Consider the following 19,023-nt stretch of genomic DNA (forward strand, 5'->3'; position numbering starts at 1 on the left):
GCTCAAACTTGAAATTGTGCAAAGGAGTGTTTACCTTGAGTAATAAAAAACTACGTAACTGGATATTTACCCTACATCGCTACTTGGGTCTAACACTAGGACTGATTGCAATCATCATCGGATTGACGGGTAGTTTATTGGTTTTCCACACAGAAATTGACAGCTTGGATCAGCATCTTCAAAGTGGCAGCATTATCCCTCAAGGAAAACAACTACCTATCGAAGCTGTTGTCAACACTGTCAAAAAATCCTACGCCGACCAACCAGACGCAACTATTCAACGGTATTACCCGTCCACAAAGTCAGATCAGTCAATAAAGGTTATCCTCAAAACCAAAGAAAGTGATTGGCTGCCAATTTATGTCAACCCTTACACAGGGGTAATCCTCAACCCCAACTCCAAGCCAAGTTCGATCCAAAAGACATTTTTAGACATTATCTATCCACTTCACTACACCCTCTTAAGTGGTGACATTGGCACGAAGTTTGTTGGCATTGTTGGGTTACTGTTCACAATCTTGAGCATTACAGGCATTATCTTATGGCCTGGTTGGCGTAAATTGATTGCTGGCTTCAAAATCAAGTTTGACGCCCATCCCAAGCGAGCGAACTTTGATATTCACAAAGTTGCTGGTGTGATTACAGCTACATTTCTAGTCTTTACCTTTTTCACAGGCTTTTGCTGGAACTTTTCTGAATTTGTCAACCCGATAATCTACGCAGCTACTTTCAGCAAACCTCAACCCAATTTAGTTTCTGTACCTATTTCCGGTCAGTTGCCGCTAGGACTAAAAGACCAGTTAAAAATCGCTCAAGCTGCCCTGCCCAATGCATCACTTAGTCTAATTGGCTTTCCAAGTAAACCAGAAGAGACTTTTTGGTTTAACTTTAATCTTGGCGATGTTTTTCTTGACCAGTATAGCGGCAAGGTTTTACAAGTATCTGCGATGGCGACTGCTTCATTAGGCGATCGCATCCTGAATTCCTTTAACGATTTGCACTATGGCACTTTCTGGGGACTTCCATCCCGTATTTTCTACATGTTTGTGGGATTTGCACCGTTGATTTTATTTATTACTGGTTTTCTGATGTGGAAGCATCGTTATCGGACAAAATCTCCTACAGAATTTATTAACCAGTCCCTTTCAAGGTAATTACAACTAAAAAGCGCCCCCCATTTCTGGAGGGCGCTTCTTATTTAGCTAATCTTTACTATTTAACCGTTGATAGCAGGAGCAGTCATTGCTACAGGAGTAACTTCACCAGTAGCTAAGTCTAGGGGGAAGTTGTGAGCATTGCGCTCGTGCATTACTTCCATACCCAAGTTAGCGCGGTTAATTACGTCTGCCCAGGTGCTGATGACGCGACCTTGAGAGTCAATGATTGACTGGTTGAAGTTGAAACCGTTCAAGTTGAACGCCATTGTGCTGATACCCAAAGCGGTAAACCAGATACCAATGACAGGCCAAGCTGCAAGCAAGAAGTGCAATTGACGGCTGTTTTGGAATGACGCGTATTGGAAAATTAAACGACCGAAGTAGCCGTGGGCTGCAACGATGTTGTAGGTTTCTTCTTCTTGACCGAACTTGTAACCGTAGTTTAATGATTCGGTTTCGGTGGTTTCACGCACCAAAGAAGAAGTTACTAGAGAACCGTGCATTGCAGAGAACAAGGAACCGCCAAATACACCAGCCACACCTAACATGTGGAAGGGGTGCATCAAGATGTTATGTTCTGCTTGGAACACAATCATGAAGTTGAAGGTTCCAGAGATACCCAAAGGCATACCATCAGAGAAAGAACCTTGACCGATGGGGTAGATCAAGAATACTGCGGTAGCAGAAGCCAAAGGTGCGCTGTAAGCTACGCAGATCCAAGGACGCATACCTAAGCGGTAAGAAAGTTCCCACTGACGACCCAGGTACGCAGCGCAACCGAGCAAGAAGTGGAAAACTACCAACTGGTAAGGACCACCGTTGTACAACCACTCATCTAAGGAAGCAGCTTCCCAGATTGGGTAGAAGTGCAAGCCGATAGCGTTTGAAGAAGGAACAACTGCACCAGAGATGATGTTGTTTCCGTAGATCAAAGAGCCTGCAACTGGTTCGCGGATACCATCGATATCCACAGGAGGAGCAGCAATGAAGGCAATTACGAAGCAGGTGGTAGCAGCTAGCAGGGTTGGAATCATCAGTACACCGAACCAACCGACATAAATACGGTTATCAGTGCTGGTGATCCACTCGCAAAAGCGATCCCATACGTTAGCGTCAGAGCGCCGTTGTAAGGTTGTGGTCATGGTTTTATAAGTGCTATGAGTTGTTAAATATAGAACAAGCTAACTCATTTTCGCCTGTTAAATTTCAGTCTACATGAATTTACTTTGATCCGATCTGTGGCTTAATACTCTTTAACAATCTCATCGAATTTCCTAATCTAAACAATAGTGATAAAAGTAATAGATTAAGGCTTTGTAAGCGATTTCAACACTAACCTAGCTATAACTTTCAATGACGCGATCGCCTAGTTAATTGTCTTTACATTCCTTTACAAATAACCTGTTGAAAAATTTTTAAGTTTTGTTAATTTGTAACGAAATAATAAGTTGTACATTCTTTTATATTTCTGTTAATCAAACAAAATTAAGTAGTCAGAATTGAGTTGGGTATTCTGTATGCCAGATTTCTCACGAAGCCTGATAAAAGAGGAGTCAAAAACTATCCAAATGTCTATTGCACATGATTTACAGCAGTTTGTAAGCATGATCATTAAGAAAATTTGTATATCGTAACAGTTCAAATTTGAACAAGTAAAGCCATGTCCAGTCATAGTTAATTTCAACAGTGATTCTGTAACATCATATCTACGTAAATGAATTGATATGTTAAAATTTTTGGTGGACAGGGTGAGGCAAAAGTGGCTTTTACTGGACTAAAAAGAAATAATCCAAACATTCTTACTACTTCTCATTTTAAAAGCTTCAAAGAAGTAGCTAAAAGAACTCCAAGCTGAGGGTGGAATTAATGAATAATAATGTGTTAATTAAAAAGATTGAAATTCTATCAGAAGATGCCGAAGAGGCTTTAGTACATATAAGTGATGGAGTTTATGAGTGTGCTGCTTTCTGTCAGCCTTGCAATATATCTCTAGGTAATGTTATAAAAAATGCACTTTTTGCTTTCAATAGTCAATCTACTGTGCTGAACACCACAGAAGAAACTCCTTATATCAAACGCAAAGATAATAGTTTAGGATATGAAATATTAGCAAAAGTAACAAATGTAGAAAACAAATTGTTACAAGTGGGGGCTATTTTAATTGAACTAGATATTGATTTTCCTGGAGAAGCTAAAATCAATGATTGTATAAAATTTACTTGTGGAAGACTAGATATATTTTAATGGTGAGGTTATCTCTAATACACTTTTCAAGGTGACTCGTAAAATAAGATTGTTTTTTCTCAGCGCTCTTTGTGCTGCTGTGGTTTAAAAGTAATTTATTTAACCGCGGAGGCATAGAGAAAACAGAGAGAAGAGGTTAAAGAGGAATTTATGAACTAAAATTTTTACCCACCTTGAAAGGGCTGGTCTTAGAAACTTAAAAATCAAAGTAGATGTAGGGCAAACTGCCTTCAGGAGCTAATAACCAAACAGCGTAGAAACATAGAGGGACGAAGACAAGCTTAAGGGGCCAATTGAACTCTAACTTCAGCATCCGGTTGAAGGCATAGACTACGGCCATAAGGGCAGCTAAAGCTAGAAGTACCCAAGTGAGTTGGTATTGGCTCATATTTAAGGCTTCTACATAGACCTTTTCAGCAAACTGGGCGTCAGCTGGATAACCCCAAAGATGTCGAATTACCAAAGAAGAGTCTTGGACATTAGGTAAGCGGAACCAGATCCAAGAGGTAAAAACCATCAGTTGGGTCAATAACCAGGCGACAAAGATACCCAGAGGATTTTGCCAGAATTGTTCTAGATTTTCAAAGCGATCGCTCATCGTATCTGTAAGTCGATGAACCACCAAGGCTAACCCGTGGAATATGCCCCAAATAACATAACCTAAAGCAGCACCGTGCCAGATACCAGCGATTAGCATCACAATAAATAAATTCCAGCAGGTACGCACTAAACCTCGACGGGAACCACCCAAAGGAAAGTAGACATAGTTACGTAGCCAATCTCCTAGAGTCATGTGCCAGCGCCGCCAAAATTCTCCAATATTGGTGCTGAAGTAGGGAAAGTCAAAATTCTCAGGTAGAACCAAGCCGAAAAGCAAAGCACTACCACGGGCGATGTCTACGTAACCGTTGAAATCTAGATATAACTGCAAGCCGTAGGCGAATGTAGCTAACCAGAGATCGGTACTACCCGCCCGTTGTAAATTACCAAAACATAAATCAACGAAAACTCCCAGGTGGTCTGCCAAAATACCTTTTTTGACCGCGCCCCTAGCAATTAACCACAGCGCTTCAGATACTCTATCGACACTGGGGAAGGCTAGGGTATTGAATTGATTTGCTAAGTTATGGTAGCGCGTAATCGGGCCGGAAATCAGTTTGGCGAAAAATAATTTGTAGGTGGCAAATTTGAGAAACTGCTCAGTCGCAGGGGCACCACGATAGACATCTATTAAATAAGCAATGCATTCAAAGGTAAAAAATGAAATTCCCAAGGGTGCAATCAATTTAAAAGAGCTATCTGGTGAATTTGTTTGCACATGAAAAACAAACTTGAATAAAGGGGTAAAATACTTAAAAACTAATAACAGTAAAACATTTAGACTTATCCCCAGCCACAAAAGTTTTAGACGACGACGATTCCAATCACCTTGGGCAAATTGCCACTCTTCATTAGAAATTTGCCAGTCAAGAGAATGTTTTCCTGGTGATGTGTTTTTCCCAATCTCCAGCCCCACACGGAAATTAATAAACGTCAATGCTAATAGTAATGGGATGTACTGGATGTGCAAAGATGCATAGAAAACCAAACTAGCAATTAGCAGCGTCCACAATCGCAATTTATGTTGTGCTAAAGACCAGTAAATTCCTAACACACTCAACAAGAACAGCCCATAGAAAATTGATATAAAGTTCATTTGTTATTTGTTATGGGGCATTGGGCACTTGTACTGAGCGAAGCCGTAAAGCCTGCGGCATAGCTACGCTTAGGGCGTAGCCTCTCCAAGAGTTGTATTGGGCATTGGGCATTGGGCACTTGTACTGAGCGACTTGTGCCGAGCAGAGCCGAGGTAAGCTGTAAAGCCTGCGGCATAGCTACGCCCTAAGCGCCAGCCTCTTTAAGAGTTGTATTGGGCATTGGGCATTTGGTTATTTCCCCTGCCCCCTCACTTCTCTACTTCGCTGGCCAAGGAATCATTGGATCATTAGCCAGCTTTTTGGAGACTTCGTATGCTCCAAAGCGATTGAGGTGGCTGGGATCAGAAAAGTAGTCATTTGCTTTTGACCACTGTTGGCTCAAATCACGATAAATAAAGTTGGGATTAGTAGCCAAATGCAACATATATTGCTGAAATTCTTGCTCATATTGTGTACGCACTGGATCTAAATAATCTTCCGTCAGAGGCATGTTGACAAACAATAAGGAAATTTTCTGAGACTGGGTAAACTGAAGTACTTCTTGAAAGGCAGCATCTTGCTCTCCTTCTACCTGGAAAGATTTATAGTCGTTGTCGTAATTTCCGGGAACTCTAGGATGTTTTTGATAGTATCTAGCAGGATTGAAACGAATAGACAAAGGTAGAAAGCCATCAAAATCAACTGCTTGCTGGGAAGTACTTTCATCTGAAGTACCATCTGTTAGCTGTTTTTGTGATGTAACTGTCTGATTGCGACCAAGCATGAGCAGTTGTTTTTGTAGTAAACTTTTAATTTGGTCGCGGTTTTGGTAGCTAGCAGAAAGAGATGCTAGAGCCTGATTTAACGAATGATTGACAGCTTCATAGGTGCTAATCTCCTGTTTTTCTTCTTTTATCTTTTGTTCTCCCGAACTTACCTGATTTTTGGGCGAATCATTGCTATTGGCAGTTGGTGGCGCTTTTTGGAATGCTTGTTTATAACCAGCTGATGCAGCGATGGATTTAAAGGTAATATCCTCACGTCCACCGTTAAAAGCACGCGCACCATCTGCCCAGATAATTATTTTAGGCAGTTCTGATGGTTCCAGTACGTGGCGAATCACAAAGTCTACAACTTGTGCGGTAGCACCGTTGATCCCAAAGTTAAACACGTCAAGATTTGGATAGCCCTGAGTCGCTAAAGCTTTAGAAAGTGCTGCCGGATCTATTCCCCTGAGGGCGCGGGAGGAGCCAATAATCAACACATTTGGCGGACTACCAGTTCTAGCCAAACGCTGTTTATACAGTGCTAGTTGCTCGTCTAACTGTCTGACATTGAAACTTGGCATCTGCGATCGCGCTGCTAAAAGAATAGCTGTTGCGGTTGCCTTTTCCTTCAATGGTGCGGCTGCCAAATTCTTTGTCGGAGGATCATCACTTTGAGTAAATTCAGAAGCATTAAATACAGAACTCTGATTTGGAGGAGATTTTGTCTCGGAAGTGCTAGGAAAAAATGTCGGTTTCTGACTCTGAGTTTTCCCAGATATCAAAGATGCCTTTTGCCCAGAAGATGATGAAGGCAAGACACTGGCGACTTTTGGCGTCGGCGTAGTCCAGGCAATAATTTGACCTAACACCCAATCAGTTTGGAGGGTAAGTAATAATCCCAGTGTCCCCCAAACCAGAGCAATCTTAAGTCCTTGAACATCAGGTTTATGTTCTGCTGACTGCTGGCTTTCAGTAAATAGCTGGCTTTTCAACAGGAATTTTTTCGCTGTTGCACTCGCCGTTACCATCCAATCTCGCGCTACTTCTGTGACAAAACTTTGAACTTCTTCTGTGGTTAAGTTGGGGCGCAAAATTGGTTCATTAGTCTCAGAGGTTACCAGATCGTTAACATATTTAGAAGTAGCAGCAAATTCTGGAGTTGCTTCTGGGACTAAACGTTGGCGATGCTCAAGATCAATGCCATAGCTCCAAAAAGGTTCTTTATTCCCAGCCCGGCGACCGTAGACACGTACCCCCATAATACCGGGAATTTTTAACTGGCGGATAAACTGCGTAACTTTGTTTGCTACTTGTTGACGCCCTGGACAAACAGGTGCATCACACATGATGTGCAATAAATCATTTTTGATCAGCAGGAGGACGCGAATTCCACCTGTCAATAGCCGCCAATCCAGGTCAGGATTGAGTAAGCGTTCCAGTAAAAAAATGATCGCTGGTTGATCGCCAGTATTCGCCAAATCTAGCGGCGATGTGGCAAAGACGGGATGCTTTGCAGCGGGTAAAGCCAGCCAATCAATCCAAGTGGGTTGCTTGTCGCCTGCTTTTTGTCCGTATACGGTGGCGGCGAGAATGCCTTGGGGAGCAATCGCTTCTAGCTGAGGTAAAATCGCCTCTAAGCACACTACCTTGTCGGGGATTGGGGCAGTTCCCAAGGGATCAAAAGCTGGGGTACAAAAGATATGTAGGGTTGATTCTTTAACAGAAGTTTGGACAGCAACTTTTAACTCTGACAATACCTCAGTTAATAATCGAGCGATCGCTTGGACATCCCCCCAACGCGCCCACTCCTTAAGCATCACCTCTGGTGGCGTCAAATCGACTCGCAGCAGCCAATCAGGGGCTGTTTCGCCGCTCACCTGGGAAACAATTATTGCATCTTGGTAACCGGAAAGCTTCAGATAACGCAACTTCTGCGCTATTGGTTCAGCAAGCAACGATGCATCAGGGCTATAGCTCGACTGGCAAAATATCCATAGGCGATTTTCTTCCGACTGAGAGTTCTTTGACTTATATGGCTTAATCTTTACCTGTACTGATACGCCTAATACACTTAAAGTCTCGCTAAGATACCGAGCAATGGCTTCTGGGTTACCTTGGCGTGCCAAACTTTCGTTAGAGACAATCAGCGCCCCACCCGATTGTTTTGATTTTTCCGAGTCTACTAGCAGTGCTTGCTGCACCTGCTCCAGATGCTTTTCTATTTGATTCAAGTAAACCCGATGGCACCATTTGGGGCGCTGTTCCCCTTTTCTCCGGCCATAGACAAATACTTGATATATTGAAGGTTGTTCGTTGCTTGTGAGGATATCTAAGTTTGTTTGCTGTAGTGCTTGCAGCAAATCAGACAAAGTACGCCAACGCTGAGGACATTCTGTACCTTCACAAAGAATATGAAGGTCATTTCCCCGTAATCGGACTTTCACCCCAAAAGTGTTGATCCCTGTTGCTTGGCTTACCCATTGCACTAAGGATTGCTGGCGATCTGGTAATACTGTTTTCATCGGAAGTTAACTTTACAGGAAGCGATTGTTGGGGGATAGTGCCTGCACTTGTAAACTAGAACCATAGGTTTATCACACTGTGACGGTTTTTTTTAACAATTTTGTTACCTTCGTAGCTTACAAAATCGGACAAGATAGTCTTGTACAGGTTGCGAGTCTGACTAATGTTGAGTTTTGCGTTTATTTTACTAATAGGGAGTCATAAATTAGAAGTTAGGAGTTAGGGGTTAGGAGCCAGGAGTCAGAATAATTCTATATGACTGGCTAATGACTTGTCCTTTAAAGCTAAACTTGCGTCCCATTGCGCTAACGGCCCTGATGAGCGAAACAAACAACAAGCTTATCTCATTTAAACTCCGTCTTTTGATTATTGGAGTAATCCTAATTCCTGTACAGACAAAGATTTTTCCCGTCTCTACTCTTAACTCCTGTACAGACGCCATTAATCCCGTCTCCTAACTTCTAACTCCTTTTTACTCATAATTCCCATAACCAAAAATTAGCAATGCCTTCTGCCAACCAACAACCCTCATCTAACCCCGCATCCAATCCGGATTTATTTAGCATTCCCCAGTCGTTCCTTTTACAAATAGGTACAGCGTCTATATTACTGTTGCTGATTACAGGAAAAACTACAGTAAGAGCACTAGAAGCCATAGGGGAAGCCAGTGAAGAATTATTTCGAGGCGATCGCCTACCCATTCTCGACTTCCCAGAGGATCACGAAACTGATCAAACTTAAAAAATATACACCAAATAATTATTTGCTCAGGAACAACAGGATGAGCATTAGGTGTAAAAACTAGAAGCGTAAACAGTAATTAGCTTTACAACAATAGAGAATATGGGTTCCCTTTTATACTCTTCGTCTCAAACTGCGGATATATACCCGGTGTCGGAATTATTTTTGCGTCATCGTCTCCAGGTAGTGGAAGAATTGTGGGAGTCAGTTCTCCGGCAAGAATGCGGTCAAAACATGGTAGACTTATTGCGCCAATTGCGCGATTTATGTTCACCAGAAGGACAAGCAAGAAATGACCAAGCATCCTCAGCCGTAAAATTGATTGAACAACTAAATATCAACGAAGCAATCCGCGCAGCTCGTGCTTTCGCTCTGTATTTTCAGTTGATTAACATCATAGAGCAGGAATATGAACAACGGCAGCAATTGAGTCGCTATGAGGCAGAAACAGAGGCTATAGCGCCAGAAACAGCATCAAATGTTAACTATTCCTCCAATCAAAGAGAAGATGACGCGCCTGTTAGCAGGGGAATAGCAGCAGAGTTACTGAGAAAGAGTTATCTAGAAAAAGCGCCAGTCAAACCAAAAGGTACTTTCGCTGCTTTGTTTCCCTATTTATTCAAACTGAATGTACCACCCCAGCAAATTCAACGTCTAATTGCACATCTGGATGTGCGCTTAGTTTTCACAGCGCACCCGACAGAAATTGTTCGTCATACCATCCGAGATAAGCAGCGACAGGTGGTACAACTATTACAAAAACTGGATGCCTTGGAAAACCACTCTGGTAGCACACCAGGAGCATATCCTTGGGAAGCAGCAGATGTGCGCGAACAATTGCTCGAAGAAATTCGGCTGTGGTGGCGCACAGACGAACTTCACCAGTTCAAACCCACTGTGCTGGATGAAGTAGATTATGCCCTACACTACTTCCAAGAAGTTTTATTTGATGGCATTCCCCAACTGTATAAACGTTTCAAACACACTCTATCCAACACCTTTCCTTGGCTAGAACCACCGAGTAAAAACTTTTGCTCTTTCGGCTCCTGGGTAGGCTCAGACAGGGATGGGAACCCATCAGTCACACCAGAAATCACCTGGCAGACAGCTTGCTATCAGCGCAAAATGGTGCTGGGGAGATATATTCAGTCAGTGAAAAATCTGATTGAATTGTTGAGTGTGTCGATGCACTGGAGTGATGTATTACCAGATTTGCTGGAATCTCTAGAGTTGGATCAGTCCCAGTTGAGTGAGGTATACGATGCACTGGCGCTGCGTTATCGACAAGAACCGTATCGGCTGAAACTGGCTTATGTACTCAAACGGCTAGAAAATACTCGCGATCGCAATCTAGCTTTGTATAATCGGGAAACGCCAAAAAATCAAGATAGTCCCCTATATCTTTCGGGAGCCGATTTTTTGGCAGAACTGCGAATGATTCAGCGCAACTTGACAGAAACCGGCTTAAGTTGTCGAGAATTAGAAAATCTGGTCTGTCAGGTAGAAATTTTTGGTTTTAACTTGACACAGCTAGATATCCGCCAAGAATCATCCCGCCACGCCGATGCGCTCAATGAGATCCTAGAATACCTGCAAATATTATCTCAACCTTACAACGAACTATCTGAGGAGCAAAGAGTCGCTTGGCTCACAGGAGAACTGCAAACCCGGCGGCCGTTAATTCCGGCAGAATTGCCATTTTCTGAAAAAACCAACGATGTAATTGAAACCTTTCGCGTTGTGCGATCGCTGCAACAAGAATTTGGTCTCAGCATTTGCCAAACTTACATTATCAGCATGTGCCGCGACGTGAGCGACGTGCTAGAAGTACTACTGTTAGCCAAAGAAGCCAGACTTTTTGACCCCGCCATTGCTGTGGGAACTATTCAAGTTGTCCCCCTATTTGAGACAGTAGAAGACTTACAACGCTCCAGAAGCGTCATGCAGAAACTGTTTGAACTCCCGTTATATCGGGCTTTGTTAGCCGGCGGCTACGAACAGACAAAAGCAGAGGATGCCGACGAAAATTCATCCTCCCCTGCCTCCCCCCTCTCCTTTAACTTGCAAGAAGTGATGCTGGGGTATTCTGACAGCAATAAAGACTCTGGTTTTTTAAGTAGCAACTGGGAAATTCATAAAGCTCAAAAATCACTGCAAGAAATAGCAGAAAATTATGATCTAAATTTGCGGATTTTCCACGGACGCGGCGGTTCTGTAGGACGGGGTGGGGGCCCTGCTTACGAGGCGATTTTGGCTCAACCGGGTCATAGTATCAATGGGCGAATCAAAATTACTGAACAAGGAGAAGTTTTGGCTTCCAAATACTCCTTGTTGGACTTGGCTTTGTACCACATGGAAACCATCACCACTGCTGTGATTCAAGCTAGCCTGCTGCGGACAGGGTTTGATGATATTGAACCCTGGAATGAGATTATGGAAGAATTAGCAGCGCGATCGCGTCAACATTATCGGGCTCTAATCTACGAACAGCCTGATTTTGTTGACTTCTTCCACCAAGTAACCCCCATTGAAGAAATTAGCCAGCTACAAATTAGTTCTCGTCCAGCCCGGCGTCCATCTGGTAAAAAAGATTTAAGTAGTCTGCGAGCTATTCCTTGGGTATTTAGCTGGACACAAACTCGCTTTTTGCTGCCTTCCTGGTACGGCGTTGGCACAGCTGTGCAAAACTTCTTGAACGAAGAACCAGAAGAACACTTGAAATTGCTACGTTACTTTTACGTTAAGTGGCCCTTTTTCAAGATGGTGATTTCTAAGGCGGAGATGACCTTGGCAAAAGTAGATATGCAAATGGCACACCACTACGTCCAAGAATTGTCAAAACCAGAAGATCAAGTTCGTTTTACCAAGGTTTTTGAGCAAATTGCTAGCGAGTTCTATCTTACAAGGGATTTGGTGTTAAAAATCACCGACCACAATCGATTGTTAGATGGTGATCCTGTCTTGCAACGATCTGTGCAGTTACGCAATGGCACAATTGTCCCCTTGGGATTTATTCAAGTTTCCCTACTCAAGCGCCTACGACAGTCCCAAAATACTACGGCTACTTCTGGAATCATCCACTCTCGTTACAGCAAAGGCGAGTTACTGCGAGGAGCATTGTTAACTATTAATGGGATTGCAGCCGGGATGAGAAATACAGGTTGATTTGGAAGGGGGAGCAGGAGGGAAATAACCAATACAACTCTTCTCTACGAGAGGCTGCGCCAAGGAGAGGCTGGCGCTTAGGGCGTAGCTATGCCGTAGGCTTTACGGCAACTCTTAGAGACGCTCTTGCGTTCGCTCAGTACAAGTGCCTAATACCCAATACCAATAGATTTCTTGCATAAATGCTTAAATTGTCATGTTGAGCAAAGCGAAACAGAGTAGTGAGATTCTTCTCTTGACTTTTGACTTTTGACTTTTGACTTCCTCGAACGCAAGAGCGTTCCGTAGGGAAGGGGCTGACATTCCTGATTTTTTGACTTTTGCAAGAGGTCTAATGATTAAAAACAGAATTTTAATTTGCACTTTTTTGGCGCTGTCATCAGGTTTTATTGGTGCTTACACCAGTGGGCAAATTACCATCATGCTGCATAGCCAAAAGTGCCAAAACCAACCTTGGGGTTTCAAGGAGATGTGCAACGCTTGGATGACACCAGGAGCAATATGGCAAGGTAGCACAACAGGACTATGGACAGGCACAGTCTTAGGGGCCTTTGTTGGTGGTTTGATTACGCGACAAGCTCGTGATTAGTCTATAGGACTTACGCAAAATATCTCTCAAACTCTGATTTCTCCGTGCCGCGCCAGTTGCTTCTCCTAAGGGAGACGCTGCGCGTAGCAAGATCCCTGTAGGGGTACAAGTCGGGGAACCGCAGACGCTCTCTACGAGACGCTACGCGAACGCAGGCTCGCTACCGCTGCGCTATCGCCCTTGGCGTCTCCCCTTCTCCCAAAGGGAGAGGCTAGCGCCAAGGGAGAAGGGTGCACTGGCTTCTCTGTGCCTCTGCGGTTTCGTTATTCCGTAACTTGTGCGTAAGTCCTAGTCTATTGACTACTTAATCAAACGTGAGTTCGACAAACATCTCCCTGCCTTGAACTAAAGTTGAAGTCTGTGCCTCTGCGAGTCGGACAGGGACGGTTTTGTGTATAAAATAGAGGTTTTTTGATTCAGATCATTAGACTATTAATCCTCCGCAGAAAAAAGCTGTCAGCAAGGCTGGTAAAATCTACCTATAGCGAAGAAGAACAAATCACCATGCCTACCGAAACTAACCCAGAAAATAAAACTACCACAGGTGCTGATGCTATTGATGAAGCGATCGCACAGGGAATTGATTTTGATGGTTCTCCGATTCCGCCTGCCAAGCTAGAACTTTATGGTAAAGTCATGGCGCTAGAAGGCAATAGACAGCGCAGTGGCGTATCTAATACTATGCGATCGCGCATTGTGCGAATTGGTGCAAAACACATTCCCCAAGCAGAACTCGACCAATTACTTGTAGATGCTAGTTTCGCACCCCTAAAAGAGAAAGAAATTGCCTTTTTCTATGGCGGCAAATAAATGTTGATGTTTGACAGCAGTTTTCATTTATTTGAACTACATATGTTGTAAGCTCATAGCAATGCTCATTGGTGTCAACTTAACATTAAAAGGGCAATTATAAACCGCATCTACACAAATAAAACCCGCCTATGCAAGTTTCAAAACCTTGATTTCCCGTTAGTCCTTGGAGGCGGACGAGAGTTTGTGTAGCCGCAACTTCCAGTTGCCCTAGCTCTAAGTTTACACGGATGAACAATGCTGTGCCCCTACAGTTTTGTCTCAGCTATTTAGTGAAATGGTATAACCCATCAACTCAGTTCTTTACCTCAGACATTCTAAATTGCCATCGGTATTTTGGCTTCTTCAATCTTTTCTTGATCGAGTTAAAAAGTATATCTTCAGCAAGATATTGTCAACTTTTCCTTGTATTTGAATTGGTACACAGCTATATGTACTTTAGTAATAGCTGAAAGACTTGGAGAACACATGTCAGAAACTACGTCAAATTCAGAAATGCTATACCGAGTTCTTGGCAGTACAGGAGAGAAAGTTTCTGCGATTGGACTGGGTGGTTGGCACATTGGCTTAAAAGATGTTGATGAGCAACTGGCTATCCGAATTGTTAGAACAGCCATTGATCGTGGCATCACCTTTATGGATAACAGTTGGGATTACAACGATGGAATCAGCGAGATTCGCATGGGAAAAGCGCTGCGCGATCGCTATCGAGACAAAGTGTTCCTGATGACGAAAATCGATGGTCGCTCTAAGAAAGAAGCAGCAAGACAACTAGACGAATCACTTCAACGCCTACAAGTTGATTACATTGATCTTGTGCAGCATCATGAAATAATTCGATACGAAGACCCACATCGAGTTTTCGACGAAGAAGGGGCGAATGCTGCCTTGATTGAGGCGAAAGAAGCCGGCAAACTCCGATACATTGGCTTCACTGGGCACAAAGACCCGTATATTCATTTGCACATGCTGGAAGTTGCAGCCACTTATGGGTTTAAATTTGATACGGCTCAGATGCCGCTTAATGTGATGGATGCCCACTACCGAAGCTTTGCAAAGCTGGTTGTGCCAGAACTGGTCAAACAAAACATCGGCGTTCTGGGGATGAAAAGTTTGGGAAACGGTATTCTTTTACGCTCAAATACTGTAACGCCAATTGAGTGTTTACAATATGCTTTGAATCTGCCCACATCGGTTGTGATTACCGGAATTGATAGCATGGAGATTCTAGAGCAAGCGTTTGAAGCAGTGCGGACGTTCCAGCCAATGAACGACGAACAGGTGCGATCGCTCTTAGCAAAAACGGCAGAAGCAGCATCACGCGGCGAGTTTGAGCCTTTTAAAACCTCATCAATTTTCGATAGCACTGCCCAAAATCCAGATTGGCTGGGATCGGAGCCACAGCGCCTCCAGGAATTCATGCCAGCGTAATTGCAGAGTAGATTGCATTAGTTGACACAACTGGTTTAAAACTGGGGAATTATGTTGCTTTTTGAATTGCTTTATAATAGACCAGTGCTAGAGTCTCAACCATGATCACGGGAGTTGTCCAAATCTCCATCGTTGGGATTGCATAGCGTATTTTCCGAAACAGTGTGTCGCCCCAGTTACGCTGTAAACAAGGTATTTGGGCAAGGTCAAGAAACCTTCCTAAGTACAGCATTTCATTAATTCGTAGCGAATTAAATTTGGCAATACCTTGCAATGCCAATGCATCGAGATGCAATGTTAATGCGTCCCTCTGCAATATTAATGCATCGAGATGCAATCTTAAAGCGTCGGCTGCAATGTTAATGTGTCCCTCTGCAATGCCAATGCGTCGGCTGCAATGTTAATGCGTCCCCCTGCAATATTAATGCATCGAGATGCAATCTTAAAGCGTCGGCTGCAATGTTAATGTGTCCCTCTGCAATGCCAATGCGTCGGCTGCAATGTTAATGCGTCCCCGTGCAATGCCAATGCATCCCCCTCCATTAAAAACGCTACTACGCAAAACTGTACTAAGTCGCCTCCATGACGTTGTTGTTCTTTGATGAATAGTTAAATCACATCAACATATTTGGGATCTTTGATGTGCTGTGCATAGTTTTTAGCAGCAGCCAGCAAGTGCAAAAACTGACTGTAAAGCTCTTAGACTGTAATTGCGATCGCAGCCCCACACTTTGGGCATTTGGAAAGTAGCCGCAAAAGGAAGCTTAAACTAACTGCCTCCACAAGTTATAAAGTATGTGTAGATCAAACAGCGAGTATGTTGAGAAAAAAATCTGTATGACAAGCCATCAAGAGACACTACCTAGTAACGAATCCGTCAATCAGCTAATCGCCGAGACGACAAGTATTAACCATCTGGAGGTAATTGAAAATGTCATCGACTCTTTGGAACAAGATGACAGTGCGATGGTTAGCCACACTCCAGAGGGTGGTTATCTCTGGAAGTTCAAGTACGGAAGTGTGCAAGTATTTGTCCAACTCAACGGCACAAGCGATGAAGACACCATAACGGTTTGGTCTGCGGTGCTAAATTTACCTGCTAAAGATGAACCTAAGTTGATGCGGTATCTGTTGGAGTTGAATTGCTCTAGTACTTTTGAAGCGCGTTTTGGTATTATTGAAAACCGAGTGGTTGTGATTTCAACACGCACCTTAGCAGAGTTATCTCCTGGCGAAGTGTCTCGGCTGATTACCATTGTGGCAACCATCGCTGATAATAACGATGAAGCTTTACAATCAGAATTTGGTGCGACTTAAGGAATTTTGGATTTTGCGAAAAGTTGTAAGGAGGGTTTCCCTCCGTGGCAAACTTTTCAAGACGGATTTTGGATTTTAGATTGGGCTTTTGCTGCATCGGATGCATAGTAATCAAGTGTGGCGACTAATTCCTTTGCTAGAGGCGGGTGGCAATGTGCAAATGGCAATTGACCGCTGGTTATTAGAACAGCACCAGTCTGGAAAGCATCCGCCAACTCTGCGCTTTTATACCTGGTCGCCACCTGCTATTTCTCTCGGCTATCATCAACGCCAATACCCTGAATATTGGCAATATTTAACTTGGCAAGGGCAAAAACTGGATTTAGTGCAGCGTCCTAGCGGTGGACGGGCGGTGCTACACCAAGGTGATTTAACTTACGCTGTAGTCACATCTGGACTGACGGGTAGTCGCCTCCAGATGTACGAAAAAATTTGTGAGTTTTTGATTCAAGGCTGGCGATCGCTCGGCGTAAAATTAGATTACGGTACGGCTGGGCGAGGTTACATCCACAACCCTAACTGTTTTGGCACCGCTACCAGTGCAGATTTAGTTTTGCCAGATGGTGCCAAACTCATTGGTAGCGCTCAACTGCGACGTGGTGGGGTAATTTTGCAACATGGTTCTATCCGTTTGCAACCGGATGCTGAACTGTTTGCTCAAGTATTTGGTGCAGAATCTTTTACAACTGTACAACTGCCTCAAAGTCTGAGTGTGGAAAAGATTATTGCAGCTTTAATTGCCGCAGCTAGTAATTGTTTTGATATGCAGATAGAGGTGAAACCCCTCTCGTCATCTGAGTGGGAAGAAATTTTGGCAAAACCGATTTCGGAGGCTGGTTCTCAGATCATTTGATGGGATAGAAATAGAACAGAATTTAAAAATGAGCACAAATTCAGTTTTTAAACAAATCATTGCAATGGGCGGTGGAGGCTTTTCAATGGAACCTGAAAACCCTCTGCTGGATCAATATATCCTGGGATTATGCAAAAACAGGACTTACGCAAGAACTCTCTGAAACTCTTATTCCTTTGTGTCCTTTGCGTCCTTTGCGGTTCCTTTTATCATGATTTTGCGTAAGTCCCGAAAAAGAAAAGACCGAAGATTTGTTTTATCCCTACAGCAAGTGGTGATTCCGACAAATATATTGTGAAATTCTACTCAGCTTTTGTGCAGCTTCTATGTCAGCCATCTCATTTGTCCTTATTTAACCCGTTTACATCAGACTTTGGTTTTTCGTTCTTGAGCAGGACATTATTTATGTAGGAGGTGGAAACACTAAAAATCTAATTGCTCTTTGGAAAGAGTGGGGACTTGACCATATTTTGAGAGAAGCTTGGGAAAGTGGTGTTATTCTTTCTGGCTTGAGTGCAGGCTCTATTTGTTGGTTTGAAGAGGGAGTGACAGACTCTATTCCTGGGAACATGACTGTATTACAGTGTCTTGGCTTTCTAAAAGGTAGTAATTGTCCTCACTACGACAGTGAGCCAAGAAGAAAACCTGCTTACCATCAACTTTTATCAGCAGGACTTATTAGCTCTGGATATGCTGTAGACGATGGGGTTGCTCTCCATTTTGTTGGAGATAAATTGGAAAAAGTTGTGAGTTCACGTCTGCAACCCAAAGCCTATACTCTAGAAAGAGTAGATCAGACGGTTAAGGAAACGATTTTAGAACCTATATATTTGGGAAAAAGCTAATAATTTTCAGCGTGAAAATCTTGAGTAATTAGGGCAGTATCATCTTTAAGATACCCTGCTGCCACACAATCATCAATTACTTGCAAAACAAACGGCCAAAGTTTCGGCGCACCCGTTTCTACTGGCGCTACCCGTTTCATCACTTGATCGCGCCTAATGCCATGAATACGCCAAGTCCCACCCTGAGTTTGCTGATTATGCAGCAAGGGTTGTATACGGTCTAGGGCTGCGGCAAACTTAGCAGTGGGTGTTTCCCCTGTTTCAAACTCATCCCAAAGTAAACGCAACTCGCTACCTTGATCTGCTGGCAAAAATCCGAATAAGCGTAACGCTGCTTGTGCTTCTCTTGCTGCCTTGCTCTCATTACCCTGCACATCGTAACAAAAGGTGTCACCTGCATCAATTTCTACCAAATCGTGAATTAGCAGCATTTTGATGGCATGGAATATATCAACACTCTCTGGGGCATATTCTGCTAATACAATTGCCATCACTGCTAAATGCCAAGAGTGTTCGGCACTATTTTCCCAGCGTGATCTATCAGTAAGTAGAGTTTGCCGGATCACCTGTTTCAGTCGATCAATCTCGATGATGAACTGAATTTGTTGAGTCAGCCGATTGATTTGCACCTTGAATTTCTAGTTTTGTAGGTGATTATCTCAAAAACTCTAGCGCATGTGCAAGAAATTTTTTCTGCATACCAACTAAAAAATGCCTGGGAGTGTTGCCGTGTTTCCACCCCAGGCATCTTTTATTCTTAACTTGCTCCTCACACAAATCTAAAATATCACTACATCTATCAAAGGGCAAGTATATCGAGTGACACTTTCTAAACTGCACCGCTAATCCAATTTTTAAATACGAATTAAAAAATGCCTGGGAGTGTTGCCGTGTTTCCACCCCAG

16 protein-coding genes and 1 pseudogene are annotated in these 19,023 nt (G+C 43.2%); 11 read left to right on the top strand and 6 right to left on the bottom strand.

Translation table 11 applies throughout. The annotated features are described in order from the left end of the window. The first annotated feature begins 26 nt into the window (after positions 1-26). The gene (locus tag Q0541_RS06035) at positions 27-1,154 is read left to right on the top strand and encodes a PepSY domain-containing protein (protein ID WP_298907144.1); all 1,128 of its coding nucleotides are present in this window, start codon (positions 27-29) and stop codon (positions 1,152-1,154) included. A gap of 62 nt (positions 1,155-1,216) precedes the next feature. On the opposite strand, the gene psbA is transcribed toward Q0541_RS06035, so the two are convergent. Further along, positions 1,217-2,299, bottom strand: coding sequence for a photosystem II q(b) protein (gene psbA / locus Q0541_RS06040; protein WP_298906995.1), 1,083 nt, complete (start codon positions 2,297-2,299; stop codon positions 1,217-1,219). 724 nt (positions 2,300-3,023) lie between these two features. Here psbA and Q0541_RS06045 point away from each other — a divergent pair. Further along, on the top strand, positions 3,024-3,401 hold the full coding sequence (locus Q0541_RS06045) for a hypothetical protein (protein ID WP_298906997.1): 378 nt from the start codon (positions 3,024-3,026) through the stop codon (positions 3,399-3,401). A 196-nt stretch (positions 3,402-3,597) separates the two neighbouring features. On the opposite strand, the gene Q0541_RS06050 is transcribed toward Q0541_RS06045, so the two are convergent. Beyond that, positions 3,598-5,097, bottom strand: a complete 1,500-nt coding sequence (locus Q0541_RS06050) for an MBOAT family protein (protein ID WP_298906999.1) — start codon at positions 5,095-5,097, stop codon at positions 3,598-3,600. Between the two features lie 257 nt (positions 5,098-5,354). Next, positions 5,355-8,366, bottom strand: a complete 3,012-nt coding sequence (locus tag Q0541_RS06055) for a DUF1574 family protein (RefSeq protein ID WP_298907001.1) — start codon at positions 8,364-8,366, stop codon at positions 5,355-5,357. 505 nt (positions 8,367-8,871) lie between these two features. Here Q0541_RS06055 and Q0541_RS06060 point away from each other — a divergent pair. From Q0541_RS06060 to Q0541_RS06080, 5 genes are all read left to right on the top strand, one after another. Continuing rightward, complete coding sequence (locus Q0541_RS06060; protein ID WP_273767619.1) at positions 8,872-9,108, top strand: hypothetical protein; 237 nt, start codon at positions 8,872-8,874, stop codon at positions 9,106-9,108. Positions 9,109-9,210: 102 nt separating this feature from the next. Beyond that, entirely contained in the window at positions 9,211-12,273 is a 3,063-nt protein-coding gene (gene ppc / locus Q0541_RS06065) for a phosphoenolpyruvate carboxylase (protein ID WP_298907011.1), read from the top strand. Between the two features lie 334 nt (positions 12,274-12,607). Next, positions 12,608-12,862: a hypothetical protein gene (locus tag Q0541_RS06070; protein ID WP_298907013.1), complete on the top strand. Its 255-nt coding sequence runs from the start codon at positions 12,608-12,610 to the stop codon at positions 12,860-12,862. Between the two features lie 504 nt (positions 12,863-13,366). Next, positions 13,367-13,672 carry a DUF4090 family protein gene (locus Q0541_RS06075; protein WP_298907145.1) on the top strand — a complete coding sequence of 102 codons (306 nt, stop codon included), beginning with the start codon at positions 13,367-13,369 and terminating at the stop codon, positions 13,670-13,672. Between the two features lie 468 nt (positions 13,673-14,140). Then, a complete protein-coding gene (locus Q0541_RS06080; protein ID WP_298907018.1) occupies positions 14,141-15,103 on the top strand; it encodes an aldo/keto reductase in 963 nt (320 codons plus the stop codon). 49 nt (positions 15,104-15,152) lie between these two features. Here Q0541_RS06080 and Q0541_RS06085 read toward each other — a convergent pair whose 3' ends face one another. Next, on the bottom strand, positions 15,153-15,398 hold the full coding sequence (locus Q0541_RS06085; protein ID WP_298907021.1) for a hypothetical protein: 246 nt from the start codon (positions 15,396-15,398) through the stop codon (positions 15,153-15,155). 542 nt (positions 15,399-15,940) lie between these two features. Here Q0541_RS06085 and Q0541_RS06090 point away from each other — a divergent pair. The 4 genes and pseudogenes from Q0541_RS06090 to Q0541_RS06100 all read left to right on the top strand — a co-directional run bounded on the left by Q0541_RS06090 (position 15,941) and on the right by Q0541_RS06100 (position 18,118). Then, positions 15,941-16,420, top strand: coding sequence for a YbjN domain-containing protein (locus Q0541_RS06090; protein WP_298907023.1), 480 nt, complete (start codon positions 15,941-15,943; stop codon positions 16,418-16,420). Positions 16,421-16,520: 100 nt separating this feature from the next. Continuing rightward, entirely contained in the window at positions 16,521-17,273 is a 753-nt protein-coding gene (locus tag Q0541_RS06095) for a biotin/lipoate A/B protein ligase family protein (RefSeq protein ID WP_298907026.1), read from the top strand. 246 nt (positions 17,274-17,519) lie between these two features. After that, positions 17,520-17,684, top strand: a pseudogene (locus Q0541_RS34330) (Type 1 glutamine amidotransferase-like domain-containing protein); the annotation flags it as partial. Next, a complete protein-coding gene (locus Q0541_RS06100; protein WP_298907147.1) occupies positions 17,639-18,118 on the top strand; it encodes a peptidase E in 480 nt (159 codons plus the stop codon). The pseudogene Q0541_RS34330 and the gene Q0541_RS06100, both read left to right, overlap by 46 nt. Here the strand turns inward: Q0541_RS06100 and Q0541_RS06105 are convergent. Further along, positions 18,115-18,747: an HD domain-containing protein gene (locus tag Q0541_RS06105; RefSeq protein ID WP_298907029.1), complete on the bottom strand. Its 633-nt coding sequence runs from the start codon at positions 18,745-18,747 to the stop codon at positions 18,115-18,117. The two genes, Q0541_RS06100 and Q0541_RS06105, sit on opposite strands and share 4 nt — an antisense overlap. 25 nt (positions 18,748-18,772) lie before the next feature. Then, a partial coding sequence (locus Q0541_RS06110; RefSeq protein WP_298907031.1) for a hypothetical protein occupies positions 18,773-19,023 on the bottom strand: 251 nt, incomplete at its 5' end.

The sequence above is a fragment of the uncultured Nostoc sp. genome, from assembly GCF_937863485.1.
GTDB lineage: Bacteria > Cyanobacteriota > Cyanobacteriia > Cyanobacteriales > Nostocaceae > Nostoc.

What these genes read in the sequence shown, in the direction of transcription:
- Q0541_RS06095 (WP_298907026.1), top strand. Translation starts at nt 16,521, where the DNA reads ATGCATAGTAATCAAGTGTGGCGACTAATTCCTTTGCTAGAGGCGGGT.
- Q0541_RS06090 (WP_298907023.1), top strand. Translation starts at nt 15,941, where the DNA reads ATGACAAGCCATCAAGAGACACTACCTAGTAACGAATCCGTCAATCAG.
- Q0541_RS06060 (WP_273767619.1), top strand. Translation starts at nt 8,872, where the DNA reads ATGCCTTCTGCCAACCAACAACCCTCATCTAACCCCGCATCCAATCCG.
- Q0541_RS06045 (WP_298906997.1), top strand. Translation starts at nt 3,024, where the DNA reads ATGAATAATAATGTGTTAATTAAAAAGATTGAAATTCTATCAGAAGAT.
- psbA (WP_298906995.1), bottom strand. Translation starts at nt 2,299, where the DNA reads ATGACCACAACCTTACAACGGCGCTCTGACGCTAACGTATGGGATCGC.
- Q0541_RS06075 (WP_298907145.1), top strand. Translation starts at nt 13,367, where the DNA reads ATGCCTACCGAAACTAACCCAGAAAATAAAACTACCACAGGTGCTGAT.
- Q0541_RS06080 (WP_298907018.1), top strand. Translation starts at nt 14,141, where the DNA reads ATGTCAGAAACTACGTCAAATTCAGAAATGCTATACCGAGTTCTTGGC.
- ppc (WP_298907011.1), top strand. Translation starts at nt 9,211, where the DNA reads ATGGGTTCCCTTTTATACTCTTCGTCTCAAACTGCGGATATATACCCG.
- Q0541_RS06055 (WP_298907001.1), bottom strand. Translation starts at nt 8,366, where the DNA reads ATGAAAACAGTATTACCAGATCGCCAGCAATCCTTAGTGCAATGGGTA.
- Q0541_RS06050 (WP_298906999.1), bottom strand. Translation starts at nt 5,097, where the DNA reads ATGAACTTTATATCAATTTTCTATGGGCTGTTCTTGTTGAGTGTGTTA.
- Q0541_RS06070 (WP_298907013.1), top strand. Translation starts at nt 12,608, where the DNA reads ATGATTAAAAACAGAATTTTAATTTGCACTTTTTTGGCGCTGTCATCA.